The organism is Roseofilum sp. KMC-1 (assembly GCF_057802075.1).
The window spans coordinates 403,198-422,365 of record NZ_CM173605.1 but is presented as its reverse complement, the minus strand read 5'-3'; the positions used below and the strand labels follow the sequence as shown (position 1 = coordinate 422,365).

The 19,168-nt window shown below is 46.4% G+C and carries 19 protein-coding genes and 1 tRNA gene; 11 read left to right on the top strand and 9 right to left on the bottom strand.

What is annotated here, in order from left to right; genetic code table 11:
- Positions 1-56 precede the first annotated feature (56 nt).
- A complete protein-coding gene (locus AC3FZD_RS02040) occupies positions 57-1,316 on the top strand; it encodes a lipid-A-disaccharide synthase-related protein (protein WP_488738533.1) in 1,260 nt (419 codons plus the stop codon).
- A 43-nt stretch (positions 1,317-1,359) separates the two neighbouring features.
- Positions 1,360-1,432, top strand: a tRNA-His gene (locus AC3FZD_RS02035).
- A 53-nt stretch (positions 1,433-1,485) separates the two neighbouring features.
- Here AC3FZD_RS02035 and AC3FZD_RS02030 read toward each other — a convergent pair.
- Positions 1,486-2,577, bottom strand: coding sequence for a metallophosphoesterase family protein (locus AC3FZD_RS02030; RefSeq protein WP_488738532.1), 1,092 nt, complete (start codon positions 2,575-2,577; stop codon positions 1,486-1,488).
- 258 nt (positions 2,578-2,835) lie between these two features.
- Between AC3FZD_RS02030 and AC3FZD_RS02025 the strand changes: the two genes are divergently transcribed.
- Together AC3FZD_RS02025 and AC3FZD_RS02020 are read left to right on the top strand one after the other, a co-directional pair.
- Positions 2,836-3,846, top strand: coding sequence for an adenosine deaminase (locus tag AC3FZD_RS02025; RefSeq protein WP_488740425.1), 1,011 nt, complete (start codon positions 2,836-2,838; stop codon positions 3,844-3,846).
- 254 nt (positions 3,847-4,100) lie between these two features.
- Entirely contained in the window at positions 4,101-4,940 is an 840-nt protein-coding gene (locus AC3FZD_RS02020) for a Uma2 family endonuclease (protein ID WP_488738531.1), read from the top strand.
- On the opposite strand, the gene AC3FZD_RS02015 is transcribed toward AC3FZD_RS02020, so the two are convergent.
- Genes AC3FZD_RS02015 through AC3FZD_RS02005 form a run of 3 tightly spaced genes read right to left on the bottom strand, consistent with a single transcriptional unit; the run spans position 4,937 to position 6,617 of the window.
- Positions 4,937-5,926 carry a permease gene (locus AC3FZD_RS02015; protein WP_488738530.1) on the bottom strand — a complete coding sequence of 330 codons (990 nt, stop codon included), beginning with the start codon at positions 5,924-5,926 and terminating at the stop codon, positions 4,937-4,939. The genes AC3FZD_RS02020 and AC3FZD_RS02015 overlap by 4 nt on opposite strands.
- A gap of 15 nt (positions 5,927-5,941) precedes the next feature.
- Positions 5,942-6,184 (bottom strand): thioredoxin family protein, encoded by a 243-nt coding sequence (locus AC3FZD_RS02010; protein WP_488738529.1) that lies wholly within the window; start codon positions 6,182-6,184, stop codon positions 5,942-5,944.
- A complete protein-coding gene (locus tag AC3FZD_RS02005; protein WP_488738528.1) occupies positions 6,177-6,617 on the bottom strand; it encodes a MerR family DNA-binding protein in 441 nt (146 codons plus the stop codon). The genes AC3FZD_RS02010 and AC3FZD_RS02005 overlap by 8 nt, the downstream gene beginning before the upstream one ends.
- Before the next feature lie 151 nt (positions 6,618-6,768).
- Here AC3FZD_RS02005 and AC3FZD_RS02000 point away from each other — a divergent pair, with 151 nt between their 5' ends.
- The 3 genes from AC3FZD_RS02000 to mfd all read left to right on the top strand — a co-directional run bounded on the left by AC3FZD_RS02000 (position 6,769) and on the right by mfd (position 11,942).
- Positions 6,769-7,437 carry a cytochrome b/b6 domain-containing protein gene (locus tag AC3FZD_RS02000; protein WP_488738527.1) on the top strand — a complete coding sequence of 223 codons (669 nt, stop codon included), beginning with the start codon at positions 6,769-6,771 and terminating at the stop codon, positions 7,435-7,437.
- Positions 7,438-7,713: 276 nt separating this feature from the next.
- Positions 7,714-8,283 (top strand): hypothetical protein, encoded by a 570-nt coding sequence (locus AC3FZD_RS01995; protein WP_488738526.1) that lies wholly within the window; start codon positions 7,714-7,716, stop codon positions 8,281-8,283.
- A 185-nt stretch (positions 8,284-8,468) separates the two neighbouring features.
- Positions 8,469-11,942 (top strand): transcription-repair coupling factor, encoded by a 3,474-nt coding sequence (gene mfd, locus AC3FZD_RS01990; protein WP_488738525.1) that lies wholly within the window; start codon positions 8,469-8,471, stop codon positions 11,940-11,942.
- 56 nt (positions 11,943-11,998) lie between these two features.
- Here the strand turns inward: mfd and fmt are convergent, their stop codons facing one another.
- Positions 11,999-12,994, bottom strand: coding sequence for a methionyl-tRNA formyltransferase (gene fmt / locus AC3FZD_RS01985; RefSeq protein ID WP_488738524.1), 996 nt, complete (start codon positions 12,992-12,994; stop codon positions 11,999-12,001).
- 167 nt (positions 12,995-13,161) lie between these two features.
- On the opposite strand from fmt, the gene AC3FZD_RS01980 reads away from it, so the two are divergent.
- Together AC3FZD_RS01980 and AC3FZD_RS01975 are read left to right on the top strand one after the other, a co-directional pair.
- On the top strand, positions 13,162-13,893 hold the full coding sequence (locus tag AC3FZD_RS01980; protein WP_488738523.1) for an alpha/beta hydrolase-fold protein: 732 nt from the start codon (positions 13,162-13,164) through the stop codon (positions 13,891-13,893).
- A 239-nt stretch (positions 13,894-14,132) separates the two neighbouring features.
- A complete protein-coding gene (locus tag AC3FZD_RS01975) occupies positions 14,133-14,291 on the top strand; it encodes a hypothetical protein (protein WP_488738522.1) in 159 nt (52 codons plus the stop codon).
- Between the two features lie 41 nt (positions 14,292-14,332).
- Here AC3FZD_RS01975 and AC3FZD_RS01970 read toward each other — a convergent pair whose 3' ends face one another.
- The 3 genes from AC3FZD_RS01970 to AC3FZD_RS01960 are packed head-to-tail and all read right to left on the bottom strand — an operon-like array spanning position 14,333 to position 16,044.
- Entirely contained in the window at positions 14,333-14,908 is a 576-nt protein-coding gene (locus AC3FZD_RS01970) for a Uma2 family endonuclease (RefSeq protein ID WP_488738521.1), read from the bottom strand.
- Between the two features lie 35 nt (positions 14,909-14,943).
- Positions 14,944-15,519, bottom strand: coding sequence for a Uma2 family endonuclease (locus AC3FZD_RS01965; RefSeq protein ID WP_488738520.1), 576 nt, complete (start codon positions 15,517-15,519; stop codon positions 14,944-14,946).
- A gap of 39 nt (positions 15,520-15,558) precedes the next feature.
- Entirely contained in the window at positions 15,559-16,044 is a 486-nt protein-coding gene (locus tag AC3FZD_RS01960; protein WP_488738519.1) for a DUF937 domain-containing protein, read from the bottom strand.
- A gap of 157 nt (positions 16,045-16,201) precedes the next feature.
- Between AC3FZD_RS01960 and AC3FZD_RS01955 the strand changes: the two genes are divergently transcribed.
- Complete coding sequence (locus AC3FZD_RS01955) at positions 16,202-17,863, top strand: YcjF family protein (RefSeq protein WP_488738518.1); 1,662 nt, start codon at positions 16,202-16,204, stop codon at positions 17,861-17,863.
- 67 nt (positions 17,864-17,930) lie between these two features.
- Positions 17,931-18,491 (top strand): Uma2 family endonuclease, encoded by a 561-nt coding sequence (locus AC3FZD_RS01950; RefSeq protein ID WP_488738517.1) that lies wholly within the window; start codon positions 17,931-17,933, stop codon positions 18,489-18,491.
- On the opposite strand, the gene AC3FZD_RS01945 is transcribed toward AC3FZD_RS01950, so the two are convergent.
- Positions 18,469-19,095 (bottom strand): TetR/AcrR family transcriptional regulator, encoded by a 627-nt coding sequence (locus AC3FZD_RS01945; RefSeq protein ID WP_488738516.1) that lies wholly within the window; start codon positions 19,093-19,095, stop codon positions 18,469-18,471. The two genes, AC3FZD_RS01950 and AC3FZD_RS01945, sit on opposite strands and share 23 nt — an antisense overlap.
- Positions 19,096-19,168 lie beyond the last annotated feature (73 nt).

Genomic DNA, 19,168 nt, shown 5'->3' with positions numbered 1-19,168 from the left:
ATATTGTAAAATCAAACCTAATTTTTAATTTTTAATTTTTAATTTTTAATTGAATCATGCGAATCCTGTGCTTGAGTAATGGCCATGGGGAAGATGCGATCGCCACTCGCATCTTACGCCAATTACAGGCAACCCCCCATCCCCCCCAATTATCTGCCCTGTCCCTGGTGGGGGAAGGAATGGCCTATCGGCCCATGGATATTCCCCTGATTGGCCCCGTGAAAACTATGCCCTCTGGGGGCTTTGTCTATAGGTCGGGTCGCCAACTTGCCAAAGATATGAAAGCGGGAATGTTGCAATTGATTTGGCAACAGTATGGAGCCATTCGCACTTGGGCAAAAGAGGGGGGCACAGTCTTGGCGGTTGGGGATATTTTGCCCCTCCTGTTGGCTTGGCTTAGTGGTTTACCCTATGCATTTGTGGCGACAGCGAAATCAGAATATTGGATTCAGGATGAAGATGGCCCCTTAAAAGCCGGTTTTGCCCAGGGTTGGTCGGGTTCCGTCTATTTGCCTTGGGAGCGGTGGTTAATGGGACGAAAACGCTGTCTGGGGGTGTTTCCTAGGGATCGGTTAACGGCTCAAACCCTGCAACAGTGGCAGCACTTGCCCGTGTTTGATTGTGGGAATCCGATGATGGATGAGTTGCTACCGACACAGCAGGAACTGGAGCCAGAGAAGAAATCTTTGGCGTTGGTGTTACTTCCCGGTTCCCGCGCTCCAGAATCCTATGAAAATTGGCAGGTGCTGTTAACTGCGGTGGGACAAGTTTTGGGCGAACCGCAACCGTTTAAGGGGTTGCATCGACCGATAACTCTGTTTGGGGCGATCGCCCCCGGATTAGGCTTAGAAACCTTCAGCCAAATCCTCGAATCCTACGGATGGCGGCGCAATCAGCCCCCCGAAGGTCTCAATCTACCCTCTCCAGAAACCCTCTGCTATACCCTCAGTAACGGCACACTCTTCTTAACCGAAAACGCCTATAACACCTGTTTACACCAAGCCCATTTTGCCCTAGCCATGGCTGGAACCGCCACCGAACAGTTTGTCGGCCTCGGTAAACCGGCTCTCACCCTCCCCGGAAAAGGCCCCCAATTTACCCCCCAATTCGCCCAAGTCCAAGCCCGACTCCTCGGCCCATCTGTGATTCAAGTCCCCAGTCCTCAAGCTGTACCCAAAACCCTGCAAGACCTCCTAGAAGACCCCGATCGCCTCCAACTCATCTATGCCAATGGACGACGGCGCATGGGCGAACCCGGCGCATCCCAAAGAATTGCCACTTGTTTCTTAGAAAAAATTGCCGCCCAGGGTGGCTAATTCTCTAAAACTGTGTTATAGTAGTCTACAGTCTAAAATTATGGCGAGCGTAGCCAAGTGGTTAAGGCAGCGGATTGTGGTTCCGCCACTCGCGGGTTCAACTCCCGTCGTTCGCCCTCTTAAAACCCTAAAGTCACCCCCTTTGCTAGACAGAAAATGTCTTGGTGACTCAAAACTCAATCACTCGATGATTATCCCCTAAGTCTGGATCGGCGCTAAAGCCCTCAAAGTAGGCTTGCAGATGTTCGGGAAAATGGGAAAATTTAAACTGGGTATCCCCTTGGGCAATATCAGCCCAAAAATAACGCAGGGAACCCACCCATTGCTGGGCTTCGGCTTCCGTTAAATTACAGGGATTTTCAGTTAACAGACGCATCATAAAGGGGTGTGATCTTTCTCCCATCCACTCCCGCGAAAATTCGCCTAAATTCTCCCAACCCGGAAGCTTTTTAATTTGATGAGAAGCGATCTTAACGGTTGTTTTTTCACTAAATTTAGAATGAATACTTAAAGTTCTGTAAGCATGGGGATAACTCACCAAAGATCCCGTCGTAATTTCGTACAAATCTCCCTGTTGGGCAATATCCTGAACATGCAAATGACCCGTAAACAGTAAATGAATCCCTGCTTCCTGTAACACTTTAATCAAACGCGGGCCATTTTGCAACATATACCTTTTTCCTAAACAATGGCTACTTTGATCCGGTAAATGTTCAATCACATTATGATGAATCATCACCAAGCGTAACGGTTCAGAGGTGGTGGCTAATATCTCCTCTAACCATTGAAACTGAGCTTCATTCAGATAACCATAGCCGAGTTGTTTACCCTCTTCGTCAAATTCATTAGAATCTAAAGCAATGAGTCGCACACCGGGCAGCAGTTCACAAGTATAATCGGTTTGTCGATACTGGCGATAACCAAATTGATGATAATAGGTGGGAAATTTAGCGCGACTAATTGAGGTTTGATTGCCCCACTGAGTGGGAATATCATGATTGCCTGGAATTACATACACTGGATAGGGTAACTGGGAGAGACGCTGTTGTAACCATTGATGATTTTCGGGTTCTCCATGCTGGGTTAAATCTCCTGGTAAGAGCAGAAAATCGAGATCCAATTGACTGATGTGATTTAGGGCTAACTCTAAAGCAGGAATACTTAATTCTACCAGATGGAAGCGTTTAGGATGATCCCAAATGGTATGGGGCAGGGCAATATGTAAATCACTGATAATGGCAAACTGAAACTTAAAGTCCATTGTTGAGGTCTAAACGATTTACAATAAAAGATTATCTGTAATTATATCATTGGGCTGTACATTGAGGGGGAGATCGGGGCGATAAATCCCATAGAAACACTCAATAAAAATCATGGATAATGCTGACAGAATTACAGACTCCTGTTCTAGGGTCGATCTGATCCAAACGCTTCGGGATGAATTTGCTAAAATAAGAAGTAGATAATATTTCTCTTTTACAGATTTTGTTTTCAGAATAAAATAGGAGCAGGGACGATGATTAGTAACTGGATTCGAGACCTACCCAAAGCGGAATTGCATATTCATATTGAGGGATCTTTGGAACCGGAATTAATGTTTGCTTTGGCCGATCGCCACCAAATGACCCTTCCCTATGATTCCATAGAAGCTGCCCATCAAGCCTATCAGTTTAAAGACCTACAATCTTTTCTGGATCTCTACTATGCCGGAGCTAATGTCCTCCGTACAGAGCAAGATTTTTATGACCTAACTTGGGCTTATCTACAACGGGCCCATCAGCAAAGCATCCGCCATACGGAAATTTTCTTTGATCCCCAAACCCATACCCAGCGAGGGATTCCTTTTGAAACGGCGATCGCCGGTATTCATCAAGCCTTGGTTGACGGGAAAACTCAACTGGGCATCAGTTCCCATGTTATTATGTGTTTTTTACGTCATTTGAGTGCTGAAGAGGCGATGAAAACTCTGGAGCAAGCTCTGCCGTTCCAAGATTGGATCGTTGGGGTGGGTTTGGATTCTTCTGAATTGGGTCATCCTCCTTCTCAGTTTACCACCGTGTTTGATAAAGCCAGATCCCAGGGTTTCTTGACGGTTGCTCATGCGGGGGAAGAAGGGCCGCCAGAATATATTTGGGAAGCGATCGAGTTACTCAAAGTTGCTCGTATCGATCATGGGGTGCGATCGCCAGAAGACCCTAAACTGATGGAGTGGCTGAAAGAGCATCAAATACCCCTCACGGTTTGTCCTCTCTCCAATGTGAAGCTTCGCGTCTTTGAAACCCTGAAGCATCATCCCCTTAAACAATTATTAGATGCAGGTTTACGGGTGACGGTTAACTCCGACGATCCGGCCTACTTTGGGGGCTATTTGCAAGAGAACTTTATGGCCATCTATGAAGCTCTAAACTTGAGTCAACAGGATTTATATCAACTGGCGAAAAACTCCTTTCTGAGTTCATTTTTATCGGATTCTGAGAAAAAAGAGGCGATCGCCGAACTGGAAAGTTATATGTATCACAACAGACGATGATCTAGGGTAATCGGAATCAGAGCGATCGCCATTTTGACTCTGTGTAGCATCACTCAATGTCTAAGTTTTCCTGTTCTAAGATGGTTTCAATACTAGATTTTAAGGGAGCTAATAGATATAGACGAAGACATAGAATTAGCTTGATTTAGATCTTGATTGTCTTTAATTATAGGGCTGATCGCCACTTCTGCCAACCTAGCTTGCCCTCAAATGCTATACTGTCTTCTATTCCCTGCGATGAGAAACCCTGACCTATGACCATCGCCCAATCATCAGAACCAAAAATTACCAGCCTTCCCGACCATACCCAACTGCCTGACTCGGATGGTACTTTTGTGAAAAACTTTCAGGAGCATCCCCAAAGTATCTTACTGACTGATTCGATTCAATCTACCCTCGATCGCCTGCACCCAGACCAAAATTATGCCATCGGTCAAGACTGTGGCATCTATTGGAGAATGACCGAACCCCCAGAAAAAGGCGCAGAATGTCCGGACTGGTTTTATGTTCCTAACGTTCCTCCTACTCTTGAGGGTAGGGTGAGGCGTTCCTATGTGTTATGGCAAGAATTTATTCCCCCTTTAATTGCCATCGAATTCGTCTCAGGAGATGGTACAGAAGAACGCGATTCCACGCCCTTATCCCAAGTGCGGAAAAAGGGGCAAAAACCGGGTAAATTTTGGGTCTATGAACAAATTATTCGCCCAGCATTTTACGCTATCTATGAAGTGGAGAAAGGGAGTGTAGAAGTCTATCATTTAATCGAAAATCACTATGAGTTAGTGGCAGCCAATGAACGAGGCCATTATCCCATTAATCCGATGGGTGTAGAGTTAGGAATTTGGCGAGGATTGTATGGCAATTTAGAATTGCCTTGGCTGCGCTGGTGGGATAGTGAGGGTAATTTGCTGTTAACTGGAGATGAACGAGCCAGAATTGAACGTCAACGAGCGGAAAGTGCTGAACTGGAGTTAGAGCAGGAACGCCAACGAGCGGAAAGTGTTGAACTGGAGTTAGAGCAGGAACGCCAACGAGCGGAAAGACTGGCTGAGTTGCTCAGATCCCACGGAATTAATCCAGAGGAACTAAGCTAAACTAACAATTGATTAAACAAGTAGCCGATGCTGATAATGCCCACGGTCATTAAAGTGATAAAAACTGCTAACAATTGAGGGCGCAGTACCTTCCGCAAAATCACAATTTCTGGTAAAGATAAAGCCGTGACTGCCATGGTGAAGGCTAACACTGTACCCAAGGGGATACCTTTATTAACTAAGGCTTCACTAATGGGCATCACCCCGGCAATATTGGCATATAGAGGCACACCGAGAATGACGGCAATCGGTACAGCAAAAGGATTATTTGCACCGGCAACTTGGCTAATCAATGAAGTGGGGGCATAGCCATGAATGGCTGCACCAATGGCAATACCAATCACTACATAAATCCAAACGGAGCTGATAATTTGACTCGACTGAAACCAGCCTTGATTAAATCTCTGCTGCCAAGTTAGATGGGAGTCTAAGTTATCTTCTAGGGGGATAGATTCATCCGCTTTTGGGAGTTGCCAAACGAAGGATTCCACCCATCTTTCTAATTTGAGTTGACCGATAATATATCCAGCCACGATCGCCAAGATTACCCCAAAGCCAATATAGAGAAGCGTTACCTTAAATCCAAACAATCCCCACAATAATACTACCGCCACTTCATTGACCATAGGGGCAGAAATGAGATAAGAAAAGGTGACTCCTAAAGGAATTCCTGCTGTCAAAAAGCCAATAAATAAGGGAACTGCCGAACAGGAACAAAAGGGGGTAACAATTCCCACCAGGGCGGCTAAAATATTGCCACTGAACTGACGTTTTCCTGCTAACCAATGGCGTACATGCTCTGGTTGTAAAAAGCTCTGAACTGTACCCACTAGAAAGCTAATGATCGTCAGTAAGGTGAGAATCTTAGGCACATCATAGAGGAAAAAACGCAAGCTCTCGCCTAGGTGGGAATCGAGGGAAATTCCTAACAGATGATTGACGATTTGACAAGCCAGCCAATCGAAGGGATAAAAGGGATCGAACATGGGTAAGATTTCCCTCTAATTTGGCAACAAGGGTTTAATTTCTTCTGCACTCATTACTTTACCTTTGGCGACGAGCTTACCATTCACCATTAAAGCTGGAGTGGATAAGACTCCTCGCTTGGCAATTTCGATCGCATCGGTAATGTGTATAACTTCTGCATCCAGACTTAGCTCGGCGATCGCCTGCTTGGCATTGGCTTCTAACTGCTGACATTTTTTACAGCCGGTTCCTAAAACTTCCACTTGAATGTTACTCATGATCTGGCTCCTGGGTAAATTGATTGATCGGTTTAGACTTGTATGCTATATCTAACACAATACACTGTCGATCCGTGACTTCTAGATTTTGGGCACAATGGTTAACCAATAGCGTTAACTGATGGTGCAGAGCTTGTAACTGTTGAATCTGCTGTTCAATCTCGTTAAGTTTCTTACATAGGCGCTCATGCACTGCTTGACAAGTGAGCGATCGCCCATCCTTAAGTGAGAGAATATCCTTAATCTCATCTAAACTCAGTCCTAAAGCTTTCACTTGCACAATAAATGCCAGCCGTTCCATATCGCTCTGACTAAACAAGCGATAGCCTGCTGGGGTGCGCTCAGGAGCAGGAATTAATCCGATCCGTTCATAAAAGTAAAGGGTTTGTGGATTAATGCCTAAAGTGCGCGATACTTCGCCGACTTGAAACATAGATCTCACTTGCTTACCAGCTCAATAGCTCTACTCTAAACCCTATAGTCGAGTATAAGGTCAAGGCCCTGAGTGGGGAGAGTAATATATAAATCCTTTGTTATCCCGTTTGCTATAGTTTAAAGCGACACAGATTAAATCCCTTTTGCTTATGCCCCGGTCTACTCCCTACCAGCCTGTTCTCCTGCGAATCTTACATGGTGGCAGTGCCCTACTGGTGATTTTGGCCCTGATTTCCGGTTTTTGGGTTTATAACACCTATGATGGGCGTTGGGGTAGCCTACCTTTACCCAACCTACCCGATATCCAAGGCATTCACGGTACAATCGCCCTTACCTTCCTGCTCTTACTTCCCCTCTTTGCCTTCTATAGCTTTCACATTGGCTATCATCGCCTCATTCAAGAGCAATCTTTTAACCCCTTAAAACAGGTGGGTAAACCCGTTTGGTGGGTGTTTATGCACCGTTTAGCCAATACCTTCATGTTGCTGGCCGCCACTTTCGCCGTCATCACCGGTAGAATGATGAAAGAAGAATGGCTTCCGGCTGGAGAAACTGACCGCCCCTGGTATGTAGCCCATTTAGTTGCATGGCTGATTGTCTTCCTGAGTTTAGCTCTACATCTGTTACTGGGCGCTAAAGTGGGTGGAGTGCCTTTACTGCGATCGATGTTGCAATTCTCCCGGCGAGATCGAGATACCCCTAAATCTTGGTTGCAAGGTCTGAGAAAAATCTCCTCTAGTCGCCTCTTACAAGGAGTGGAAATCATGGTTATAGGTGGTATTATCTTGGCTTTTTTGCTCCCCGTGCTACCCTCCTAATATCAATTAAAAATTAAAAATTAAAAATTTTCATGTCGGCGACAGCCGAAAAAATTAAAAATTTTGATCCTGCCTCTCCCGTGGGAGAAGGGGTTTGAGGTGAGGGCTATCCCTCATGTATAGCGCTTATAGTCAAAAAATCCGAATACGGGCCTTGGAAGTGAACTGAATATTAAGCTTTCTGTCATTACTGATGTGGCGACATGGTTTCTATTTCATCCCCGCGATCTTGCCCATCGTTGTTTCGATCCAATCAACTACACTCATCTACTTTCTATGAACCAAGCTGAAATGGTAGCAATCATACGTGAAATAATCGCTACTTTGAAATATCAAGAAATTATAGATTTGATTGGGCGATCGCTCCATATTTCTAGTGCAGAAACTGCACCTGAAGAGGTTTTGGAACAATGCCGCGATATGCTGCCTATCTCCACCCAATTTTATAAACCGGAATTGACAGTGCGAGAGAGAACGATCGCCCAGTATGGTATTCTCGACCTTACCTATTCTATCGATCCAACTGTACTGGTAGAGATTCAACCTGGAGGAGAATCTTTAGCTCAGGAATTAGGGCTGTTTCAGGATCGTGACTTAAGGCTGGAGGATGGGGATGATGGGGAACTAGACCTGTGGTGGGAGCTAGACCTATGGACTAATCTGACAGAAAGACAGGCTTATGTACGTCTGTTTTTAAGAATGTGGGAAGAACTGACACCTGAAGAACGAGAAAATCGCCGTCAGCATGGACTTCCTTCTCACTTTTTTGTTAATTCTTACCGTATGATTGATGCTTGCCTGGCAAATTCTAGCTGGGTTTGGTTTCAAAAGCATTTCTATGGGTAATTTGGGGATTTTTGCTTTCAAAAAAGAATGAATAGGCTTGGGTATTCCTACTAGCTCTCCAATGCCATCTAATTCAGCTACGCAATTGACTCGGATTAATTGAACATTTTTTATTACTGATCGCCAATCACCCATTCCCGGTTTAAACTAATAGATTGGACTCACATTCGGTAACTGTTGGATTTATGGCTTTTTCCTCTATCTTGCGAACCTTGCGGCGATCGCCTCTAACGCAAGAGTTGCTGACTAAACTCAAGGGCGAAAACCGCTCCTTAGCGCTTCAGGGAATTCCCCGGTTTCCCAAGGGTTTAGTGGCTTCTGCGCTCTCACAAGCGGAATCTCGCTCATTGTTGGTAGTGACAGCAACCATGGAAGAGGCAAACCGATGGACGGCGCAATTGGAAGCCATGGATTGGGATGTTGTTCTTTTTTATCCCACCACGGAAGCCTCCCCCTATGAATCCAGTCCTCCAGAACCGGAAATGGTTTGGGGACAGATGCAGGTGTTGGCGGAGTTGGTATTGGGCGATCCCGAACGTCAACGAGCCATAGTTTGTACGGAACGGGCACTACAACCCCATCTACCGCCCCTAGAAGCGTTTAAGCCTTATGCTCTGCGGTTGCGAAAGGGGGATATCTGGGAAAGTAAGACACTGGATCGGAAGTTAAGTCAATTGGGTTACGAGCGGGTAACTTCCGTGGAAACCGAGGGGCAATGGAGTCGCCGAGGAGACATTGTTGACATTTTCCCCGTGGCTTCGGAGTTGCCAGTGCGCCTGGAATGGTGGGCAACGGAGGGAGACGGGGATGCTCTGAACAAGATTAAGGAACTCGATCCAGCTACGGGGCGATCGCTCGATCCGATTACAGAAGTCATTTTAACCCCGACTGCCTTTACGCCCATCCTTGAGGAAGCGCTAACTGCTCTGGGTTTGGAGAACTTGCCGGAATTCTCCTCAGCCTATTTAGGGTTAGCATTTGACACTCCCGCTTCCCTGTGGGATTATTTACCGGAAAATACCTTAGTGGCGATCGATGAACCAACACAATGTGAGAGCCATAGCGATAATTGGGTACAACATATCCAAGAGCAGTATAAAACCCTGAAGGAGGCGGTTACTGAGCGGAGTCGAAGTATTGAAGGGGTGGGTAAATTGCCCCCCATTCATCGCCCGTTTGCCGAGTCTTTAAGCCAAGTGCAAACCTATCCCTGTCTGCACTTATCCGAATTAGCCGAAAGTAATCTATCTGGAGCGCTTAACCTCTCCAGTCGTCCGGTTCCTGTTCTTCCCCATCAGTTTGCTAAACTCGCAGAAACTCTGAGAGAAGAGAGTAAAAATAGAACATCGATCTTTGTGATTTCTGCCCAGCCGTCGCGATCGGTTTCCTTACTCCAAGAACATGATTGTGCAGCAAAATTTATACCCAATCCCAAGGATTATCAGGCGATCGCATCTCTGCAAGTTCACTATACCCCGATCGCCCTCAAATATTCCGGAGTTGCAGAGCTAGAAGGCTTTGTGCTGCCGACATTCAAGATCATGGTAGTGAGCGATCGCGAATTTTATGGGCAACATAGCCTCGCCACCCCTAGCTACATCCGCAAACGTCGCCGCGCTGCCTCCAAACAAGTCGATCCCAATACCCTCAAACCCGGCGATTATGTGGTTCACAAAAGCCATGGAGTCGGACGCTTCATGAAGTTAGAAAAGCTGACAGTGAATGACGAAACCAGAGAATATTTAGTCATTAAATATGAAGATGGTTTACTCCGCGTCGCCGCCGATCAAGTGGGATCGTTATCTCGCTTTCGCTCCACCGATGGCAAGCAGCCCACCTTACATAAATTAGCTGGAAAAACTTGGGAGAAAACCAAAAATAAAGTTCGCAAAAGTATTAAAAAACTAGCTGTAGACTTGCTCAAACTCTATGCAGCCAGAGCGCAACAAGAAGGGTTTGCCTTTCCCCCCGATTCCCCTTGGCAACAGGAGTTAGAAGACTCTTTTCCCTATCAAGCCACTCCTGATCAACTGAAGGCAACCCAGGATATTAAGCGAGATATGGAATCGCCACGCCCCATGGATAGATTGGTTTGTGGTGATGTAGGATTTGGTAAAACAGAAGTGGGAATTCGCGCCATTTTTAAGGCAGTGACGGCAGGAAAACAGGTGGCATTTTTGGCTCCAACCACCATTTTAACCCAGCAACATTATCACACCCTAAAAGAACGATTTGCCCCCTATCCCATTGAGGTAGGTTTATTAAACCGCTTTCGCACTCCCACGGAACGGAAGGAGATTCAACAACGGTTAGCCACGGGGGAATTAGATGTAGTCGTTGGCACTCAAGCTCTATTGAGCAAGGAGGTAAAATACCGAGATTTGGGCTTATTGGTGGTGGATGAGGAGCAACGGTTTGGGGTGAATCAGAAGGAGAAAATTAAGGCGCTGAAAACTCAGGTAGATGTGTTAACCCTGAGTGCAACCCCGATTCCGCGCACGCTCTATATGTCTTTGTCGGGGGTGCGAGAGATGAGTTTAATTACCACCCCACCCCCGTCCCGTCGCCCGATTAAAACCCATTTAGCGGCGTATAATTTGGAGGCAGTCCGCACGGCAATTCGTCAGGAGTTGGATCGGGGGGGACAGGTATTTTATGTGGTTCCTAGGGTTGAGGGAATTGAGGAGATCAGTACCCGGATTCGGGAAAATGTGCCAGGGGTGCGATTGGCGATCGCCCATGGACAGATGGCAGAAACGGAACTCGAAGCGACAATGCTCAGTTTTAGCAATGGGGAAGCCGATGTGCTGGTTTGTACCACCATCATTGAGTCGGGTTTGGATATTCCCCGCGTGAATACGATTCTAATTGAAGATGCCCATAAATTCGGCTTGTCGCAATTGTATCAGTTGCGCGGGCGTGTCGGTCGGGCGGGAATTCAGGCCCAGGCTTGGTTATTTTATCCCGATCGCCGCACCTTACCAGAAGCGGCTCAAAAACGTCTGCGGGCAATCCAGGAATTTACCCAGTTGGGTTCTGGGTATCAGTTGGCTATGCGCGATATGGAAATTCGCGGAGTCGGTAACCTATTGGGAGCAGAACAGTCCGGACAAATGACAGAAATTGGCTTTGATTTATACATGGAGATGCTACAAGAATCCATTCGAGAAATCCAAGGTCAGGAGATTCCCCAAGTCGATGATACCAGCATCGATCTGCCGATTACGGCGTTTATTCCCGCCGATTATATCCCCGATCTCGATCAGAAAATGCAGGCCTATCGCTCCGTAGCGGCGGCGAGTTGTGGTGATGAATTACGCTTGATTGAGCTGGAATGGGGCGATCGCTACGGAACCATTCCCCAACCCGCCCAACAACTCATCCAAGTGATGGAACTCAAACAACTCGCCAAATCCCTCGGCTTTTCACGCATTAAACCCGACGGAAAACAGCACGTCATTTTAGAAACCCCCATGGAAGAACCCGCATGGAACCTATTAAAAGAAAAACTAGATCGCCGCTTCCAGGAACGCTTTGTCTACAGTCCCAAAAAAGTCACCGTCCGAGGCTTAGGCGTGTTTAAACCCAATCAACAACTCGATCAGTTAATTAACTGGTTTACTCAAATGCAAGCCGCGTTAACAATGAACCATGAATAATTTTATCTCAAATCTAGCGGTAGGGTAGGCATTGCTCCACCCTACTCAACTTAACTTTAACTCAAAACCTCTCCCACTTCCAAGCGAGAACCATTCATAAAATCACCCCCCAATTGGGCCCGTTTTCCCGCTAATTGCACTTGACACAAAACTAAAAAACCATTGCCTGTTTTCACCACCGGCCCCAATCCTTTAGCCAGCAAAACCACTTCTCCCCCTTGAGCCTCATCTAAGGCCATATTTTGCAAAATTTGCTCCACCTTAATCAACTCTTCAGGTAATTCTAAACCCTCATTCATCAACAATGGAGCCGTTTCCATCACCTTCAAAACTCCATTCCGAAATTGAGTCACACAAGAGGGAAAAAATCCCCGTACTTGATTATGTAATTCTAGGGCGCTGCGCTGCCAATTCAAGGGATAATCGGGTTTATCAATCAAAGAGGCATAAGTGGCTAAATCATTATTCTGGGGAATGGGGGTTACTTGCTCTCGATCGAGTTTTAATAAGGTATCGATTAATAAATCTGCACCCATGGGGGCTAACCGCTCCGCTAAAGTGTGGGCATTATCCCATAAACTAATCGGAGTGACCGACTTGAGCAGCATATCTCCCGTATCCATTCCCCTATCCATGAGCATAGTAGTAATGCCCGTTTCCTTCTCCCCATGATACAAACACCACTGAATGGGAGCGGCTCCCCGATATTGGGGTAAAATTGAACCATGGACATTGACGCAACCGAGTCTCGGCATCTTCAGAATCTTGGAGGACAGAATTTGACCATAGGCAACCACCACAAACACATCAGCCTGCATTTGCTCTAATTCCTGTAAAGTAAAGGAGTCTTTCTTAATCCGTTCCGGTTGCCACAGGGGTAAATTCTCCCTCAGAGCAACGGTTTTTACGGCAGAGGGGATGGCTTTACCCCCTCGACCCCGGCGTTTATCGGGTTGTGTAACCACACCCAGCACTTGGAATTGAGGATTGGATAATAATCGCTCTAGGGTGGGGACAGCAAAAGCAGGTGTACCAAAGAAAATTACTTTCATGGGTTACGGTTCTGTATGATGTTTGAGAAACGGTTAAGGATTGGACATCTGTTACTCTATTGTTTTAAGTTACCGGAGGATCTCGTTCAAAACCCGTGTTCTAGACTTTCAATTTTGTATCCATCCTCGATCGCTCAATTCTGACTCACGCTTTCAGTTTAAACTCTATGGCTTATTGTCGTCGGTATTTCCGGTTCTATTCCCAGATTCTACAACGGGAAATGGAGGTTTTACATTTTGGGGATTCTGGCTACCCCATGCTGTTGTTTCCCTCCAGCAATGGACGTTTTTTTGATCCCGAAGACCGGGGTTTGATTGCTGCTCTGGGGCGACATTTGGATATGGGCTGGACTCAGGTGTTTTGTTTGGATACCTTGGACTGGGAAACCCTGTTAGCTCCAGGATTGACGATTCAGGAACGCCGTCAGCGCTGGTTATTGTTGGAGCGCCATTGGTATAAGGAATTTATTCCCTATGCTTGTGATGAGGCCCAAAATGATTTTTTAGTGGCGGCAGGCTGTTCTTTGGGGGCAACCCATGCGTTAAATTTGGCTCTGCGCTATCCGAATATTGTCCGTCGCTGTATTTCTATGTCGGGAACCTATGATTTAACGACGCTGCCGGGGATTGCCCAGTTGGCTGTGGAGGAGACAACGAAGGAGTTACATTTTATTAATCCAGTTGCATATATGGCTAATATGACCCGCGATCGCTGGTTAGAATTAGGAGGAGCCAATACTGACCTGAAACTGCTCACCGCTCAACACGATCACTGTCTCTCCGATTATCTGCGCTTGTGCGATATTTTTAATCGCAATGGCATCCCCCATCATCTAGAAATTTGGAATGGCGGCCATGACTGGTCAATTTGGCAGGCACAACTAGCCGCTTTTGCCTAACCCACAAACAGGAACCAGAAGATACCGAAAAACTGGGTTTCTGGTTTCCCTGCGGGTGCGCTGGAATCCATAGAGGCGATCGTTACATAACTCATTTAGGTTTGCTATAGATGGTCAATATTTAGAACAATTAGATGTGGCTTTAGCAACTATCTAAGGATTATCTGAATAAATAGGAGATACCCATGGCAGGAACACCATCCGAGAATACCATTTGCTAGAAAAGTATAAGTAGAGCAATGACGCTGAATTATAAAGATTTTGAAGATGCCATTCAGTTGGTTTGTGCATTAGAGCAGAATGTAAACATGATTGTTACTCGTAATCTTGACGATTTTTCTGATGCTGATATGAAAATTATTTCTCCTGTAGAGTTAATAGCTATTTTAGAGGGTTAAACCTACCCCCTACAAGAATTGGGAATTATTGATGATTGATATTACCAAATCAAGGCAAGATTTAAGACAAATCCCGGTAAAACCTCTTCTCCCGATAAGCTGGCAGGATTATCTAAAGTTTGTTTCTCTTGTCCCTGACGATAAATTTCAACTTGACGATTTTGGGGGTTAATGAGCCAACCTAACCGAGTGCCATTATCTATATATTCCTGCATTTTTTCTTGGAGAGGTTTTAAGGAGTCGCTGGCAGAGCGCAGCTCGATGATAAAATCAGGACAGATGGGTGGGAATTTCTCTTGCTGTTCTGCACTCAATGCTTCCCATTTGGCTAAGGGTATCCAAGAGGCATCGGGGGAAAAATTAGCTCCTTTAGGAAGCTTAAAGCAGGTGGAAGAATCAAACCCTATTCCAGTGCCGTCAATATCCGCCCAATTTGCTAGTTGTTGAGCAATTTTTAAATTGCGGTTGCCCGTTGTTCCTCCAGTAGGTGGCATAATGATTAAATCTCCTTTAGCCGTTCGCTCTAGTCGCAAGTCACGATTAGCCGCACAAAGTTGATAAAATTGTTCATCGGTAATAGAGGCAGTTTCTGGATTGTGCAAAATCAATGCTGTCATGGTTCAATCTCCTTTTGATCCTCAAAGATAGGGGTTTACCAAATCAAGGCAAGATTTAAGACAAATCCCGGTAAAACCGCTTCTCCCGATAAGCTGGTAGGATTATTTAAAGTTTGTTTCTCTTGTCCCTGACGATAAATTTCAACTTGACGATTTTGGGGGTTAATGAGCCAACCTAACCGAGTGCCATTATCTATATATTCCTGCATTTTTTCTTGGAGGGGTTTTAAGGAGTCGCTGGCAGAGCGCAGCTCGATGATAAAATCAGGACAGATGGGTGGGAATTTCTCTTGCTGTTCTGCACTCAATACTTCCCATTTGGCTAAGGGTATCCAAGAGGCATCGGGGGAAAAATTAGCTCCTTTAGGAAGCTTAAAGCAGGTGGAAGAATCAAAGACAACTCCTAATTGAGTTTGTCGATTCCATAAAGCTAAATCTAGATTAATCTCTGAGTTACGCTTTCCCGTTTCTCCTCCAGTAGGTGGCATAATGATTAAATCTCCTTTAGCTGTTCGCTCTAGTCGCAAGTCACGATTAGCCGCACAAAGTTGATAAAATTGTTCATCGGTAATAGAGGCAGTTTCTGGATTGTACAAAATCAATGCTGTCATGGTTCGATCTCCAGGATGAGGAAGCCATCACTATTAATTCTACAAATACCGGCTTGCCAACTGCATTAAATCGGCAATATCAATATCTCCATCCCCATCGGCATCGAGTAAGCGGCTCAAAACCGGATTTTTTTCTGCTTGATTGGCTCCCATTTCCACAACTTTTAGCACTAAGGGTACAGCCGTGGGTAAGACAGATTCAATGGTACTAGCTGGTAAACCGGTTTTGTCGGCGGCTACCTGAATTAAACTTTGCAGTTGGGGCAAACTAAAAAGGGCTTGTACTGCTTGGGGATTGGCCGCTAGTCCGCTATACTGGTTGACGAGATTCTGGGCTTGATCTGGCCCTTGTTCTTGCAAAGCTGACTGGGAAAATTTGGCAACGACAGAAAGCAGCGATCGCATTTGCCCTTCATCTGCTCCCGTATCATTGGATAATTGCTGCACTGTATTCACCAGTGCGCCGAGCTGCCCCAAACCGCCCTGCTCGCTAACTGCACCAACAATCTGATTCAACCATCCCATAATCCTTTCCTCCTAAACTTGTTACCCTAGATGTACTCCCCTACCCTACCAAGGAACAGGGAAGGAATACCATGTTTTAAGTTCTAAATCCTATTCTGCTTAACAAGGGGCAAATGGTTCCCCCATTCCCCCATTCCCCCATTCCCCCATTCCCTCCATGCCCCTGCCTCGCCTCCTGATTCTGATTGTCGGTATTACACTGGTCTTAGGGCTGATGCTGTGGTTCATTGATGCCCTGCGCTGGTTTTACCTGCAAATTTCCTATACGTCCCCGCTCTTGGGAACGGTGGTTTTACTTTTAATTGTTGCCCTTTTGGGGGTATTGTTGGCGGGTGTTGTCTATTATGCCTGGATGTTCCGAGGGGGAACAACAGGGAAAAGCCGCAGCCAAAGGGTGGTGAAGGTTCCTACGGAGAAAAAGGAAGCGGCAGCCGAAACCCTGAAGGCGGTAAGGCAGCAGATGGATAAGATTCAGGATCGGGTGGCGCGAGAAGCTCTGCTAGAGCGATCGCGGCAAATTGAATCGAGTCTGCATGGTCGCAATGTGCGCGTCGTTGTCTTTGGTACAGGTTCAGCCGGTAAAACTTCGGTGATTAATGGCTTGTTGGGGCAAATGGTGGGTCAAGTGGAACCTACCATCGGCACGACTCAGGAGGGGCAAACTTATCATTTACCCTTAAGAGGCTTAAATCGGGAAATCCTCATTACTGATACCCCCGGCATTCTGGAAATAGGGGAAGCGGGGAGCGATCGCGGGCAAATGGCTCGCCACTTGGCAACTCAAGCCGATTTACTGCTATTTGTGGTCGATAACGATCTACGGCAGTCCGAATATGAACCCCTGCAAGCCTTAGCCCAAATTGGCAAGCGCTCTTTGTTGGTGTTTAATAAGACCGATTTGTATACGGACGAAGACCGGGAGCGGATTTTAACTCAGTTGCGATACCGGGTACAGGGACTGATGAGCAGTGGTGATGTGTTGGCGATCGCCGCCAATCCCCAAGCCGTCGTCTTGCCCTCCGGCGATTTAGTCGTTCCAGACCCCATTATTTTACCCCTAATCCGCCGCCTAGCTGCCGTTCTCAGAGCTGAAGGCGAAGATTTGGTCGCCGATAACATTTTGATGCAAGCCAGCGCCCTAGGGGACGATGCGCGGCGGATTTTGGATACCCAACGCAAGCGCCAAGCCGATCGGACGGTGGAACAGTTCCAATGGATCGGCGCAGGGGCGATCGCCGTTACCCCCCTACCCGTCATCGATCTCCTCGCCACAGCAGCAGTCAACGCCCAAATGGTGATCGAATTGGGGCGCATCTATGGCTGCGAATTAAACATGGAACGGGGGCGAGAATTAGCCCTCTCATTAGCCAAAACCCTAACCAGTTTGGGCATCGTGGAAGGAGCGTTAAAATTAGTCACCACCGCTCTACAACTTAATGTCGCCACTTTCATCATCGGTAAAGCCATTCAAGGAGTCACCGCCGCCTATTTAACGCGCATTGCCGGGAAAAGCTTTATCGAATATTTCCGCCAGGATCAGGATTGGGGAGACGGAGGAATTACGGAAGTTGTCCAGCGTCAATTCAAACTCAACAAACGGGATGAATTTGTCAAAGCCTTCATTCAAGATGCGATCGAGCGCGTGGTTCATCCTCTGGCACAAAACGAATCTGAACAGCCTGAAGATAATGATTATACTGGCTTACCCTCCCCTTGGACTCCCCCCATCTCTAGCCTTCAAGTTCCCGAACCCCTCCCTCCTCATTTCCGTGAAGGTGATGATTGGGCTGAAGACTCAGTATCAGAACAGGATTGGTAAAATCTCTATAAACGGGAAATAGTGGCGATCGCCTCTCAACATAGAACCTATAATATTCGATAATCTCATGATCATTACTCCAACCCAACTTTCTTTAGAAGAATTTCTACAACTGCCTGAAACTCAACCGAGCAGTGAATATATTGATGGACAAATTTACGCCAAACCGATGCCAAAAGGAAGACACAGTGCGATTCAAACCAGTTTAGTTAGTGCCATTAATCAAGCAAGCACGCCCGGAAAAATTGCCCGCGCCTTTACCGAATTACGCTGTACGTTTGCTGGACGTTCCCTGGTTCCCGATATTAGTGTCTTTGCTTGGTCAAGAATTCCCTTAAATCCTCAAGGGGAAATTGAAGATTTGTTTACCTTAGCGCCGGATTGGACGATTGAAATTCTCTCGCCAGAACAACCGTCCACAAGGGTAATTGACAAAATTCTCTTTTGTTTAGATCAGGGCACAGAACTGGGTTGGTTAATCGATCCTCAAGAGCGGTTAGTGATGTCTTTTTCCCAAAAACAACAACCCCGCATTTATCAAGGGGATACGGTGCTTCCCTGTCTAGAGATTTTGCCCGATTTCCAGAGTTCTGGGCAAACCATTTTCAGTCATTTAACTTTGAATTAGTTGATAGTAGGTGTAACATGGCATCAACTAGGCGATCGCGCTCCATGGGCATGATTTCCTTACCCTGAAGCATCTCCTGCACGATCATATAGTGAACCAATGCCCCGATCCAAATGCGAGCGGTGGCTTCGGGATCGGGTAAATCTAACTCCTTAAAACTCGATAAATGGCGCGTCAGGGTTTCGATTCCTGGTTTGGCTAAGTAACGGGCGAAGGTTTGGGCTAACTCTGGAAAGCGCCCAGACTCAGCGATCATTAGGCGGATAAAGGCTTGATAGTTGCTGTCGTGGATTAGATTGTCGAGCATGGTATTGGCCATATTTTCCAGCACTTCCCGTAAGTTATGGCTGGGGAGTTGCTCAGGAGAGATAAATAAACGAGCAAATTTTTGTTGCGCTAACCGTTGCACTAAGGCTGTAAATAAGCCCTGTTTGTCCCCGAAATGACTGTATACCGTAGCTTTCGAGACTCCCGCCGTAGCTGCCACCCGATCCATGCTTGTGCCCGCGTAGCCATGGGTGAAAAATTCTTGCATGGCTCCGTTGAGAATCTGCTCGGCTTTGTCTGATAAGGGTTGGGCTTGGGTGGAGTCGGTGGACATCATGGCAATTTGCTCTAAATTGGGGATCTTCCTCTTGATTATACTACTCCGTTTAGTTTATAATCAATTCAGGCTA

Bases quoted from the DNA above. Each gene is read 5' to 3' on its own strand.
- AC3FZD_RS02040 (WP_488738533.1), top strand. From the start codon at position 57: ATGCGAATCCTGTGCTTGAGTAATGGCCATGGGGAAGATGCGATCGCC.
- AC3FZD_RS02030 (WP_488738532.1), bottom strand. From the start codon at position 2,577: ATGGACTTTAAGTTTCAGTTTGCCATTATCAGTGATTTACATATTGCC.
- AC3FZD_RS02020 (WP_488738531.1), top strand. From the start codon at position 4,101: ATGACCATCGCCCAATCATCAGAACCAAAAATTACCAGCCTTCCCGAC.
- AC3FZD_RS02015 (WP_488738530.1), bottom strand. From the start codon at position 5,926: ATGTTCGATCCCTTTTATCCCTTCGATTGGCTGGCTTGTCAAATCGTC.
- AC3FZD_RS02010 (WP_488738529.1), bottom strand. From the start codon at position 6,184: ATGAGTAACATTCAAGTGGAAGTTTTAGGAACCGGCTGTAAAAAATGT.
- AC3FZD_RS02005 (WP_488738528.1), bottom strand. From the start codon at position 6,617: ATGTTTCAAGTCGGCGAAGTATCGCGCACTTTAGGCATTAATCCACAA.
- AC3FZD_RS02000 (WP_488738527.1), top strand. From the start codon at position 6,769: ATGCCCCGGTCTACTCCCTACCAGCCTGTTCTCCTGCGAATCTTACAT.
- AC3FZD_RS01995 (WP_488738526.1), top strand. From the start codon at position 7,714: ATGAACCAAGCTGAAATGGTAGCAATCATACGTGAAATAATCGCTACT.
- mfd (WP_488738525.1), top strand. From the start codon at position 8,469: ATGGCTTTTTCCTCTATCTTGCGAACCTTGCGGCGATCGCCTCTAACG.
- fmt (WP_488738524.1), bottom strand. From the start codon at position 12,994: ATGAAAGTAATTTTCTTTGGTACACCTGCTTTTGCTGTCCCCACCCTA.
- AC3FZD_RS01980 (WP_488738523.1), top strand. From the start codon at position 13,162: ATGGCTTATTGTCGTCGGTATTTCCGGTTCTATTCCCAGATTCTACAA.
- AC3FZD_RS01975 (WP_488738522.1), top strand. From the start codon at position 14,133: ATGACGCTGAATTATAAAGATTTTGAAGATGCCATTCAGTTGGTTTGT.
- AC3FZD_RS01970 (WP_488738521.1), bottom strand. From the start codon at position 14,908: ATGACAGCATTGATTTTGCACAATCCAGAAACTGCCTCTATTACCGAT.
- AC3FZD_RS01965 (WP_488738520.1), bottom strand. From the start codon at position 15,519: ATGACAGCATTGATTTTGTACAATCCAGAAACTGCCTCTATTACCGAT.
- AC3FZD_RS01960 (WP_488738519.1), bottom strand. From the start codon at position 16,044: ATGGGATGGTTGAATCAGATTGTTGGTGCAGTTAGCGAGCAGGGCGGT.
- AC3FZD_RS01955 (WP_488738518.1), top strand. From the start codon at position 16,202: ATGCCCCTGCCTCGCCTCCTGATTCTGATTGTCGGTATTACACTGGTC.
- AC3FZD_RS01950 (WP_488738517.1), top strand. From the start codon at position 17,931: ATGATCATTACTCCAACCCAACTTTCTTTAGAAGAATTTCTACAACTG.
- AC3FZD_RS01945 (WP_488738516.1), bottom strand. From the start codon at position 19,095: ATGATGTCCACCGACTCCACCCAAGCCCAACCCTTATCAGACAAAGCC.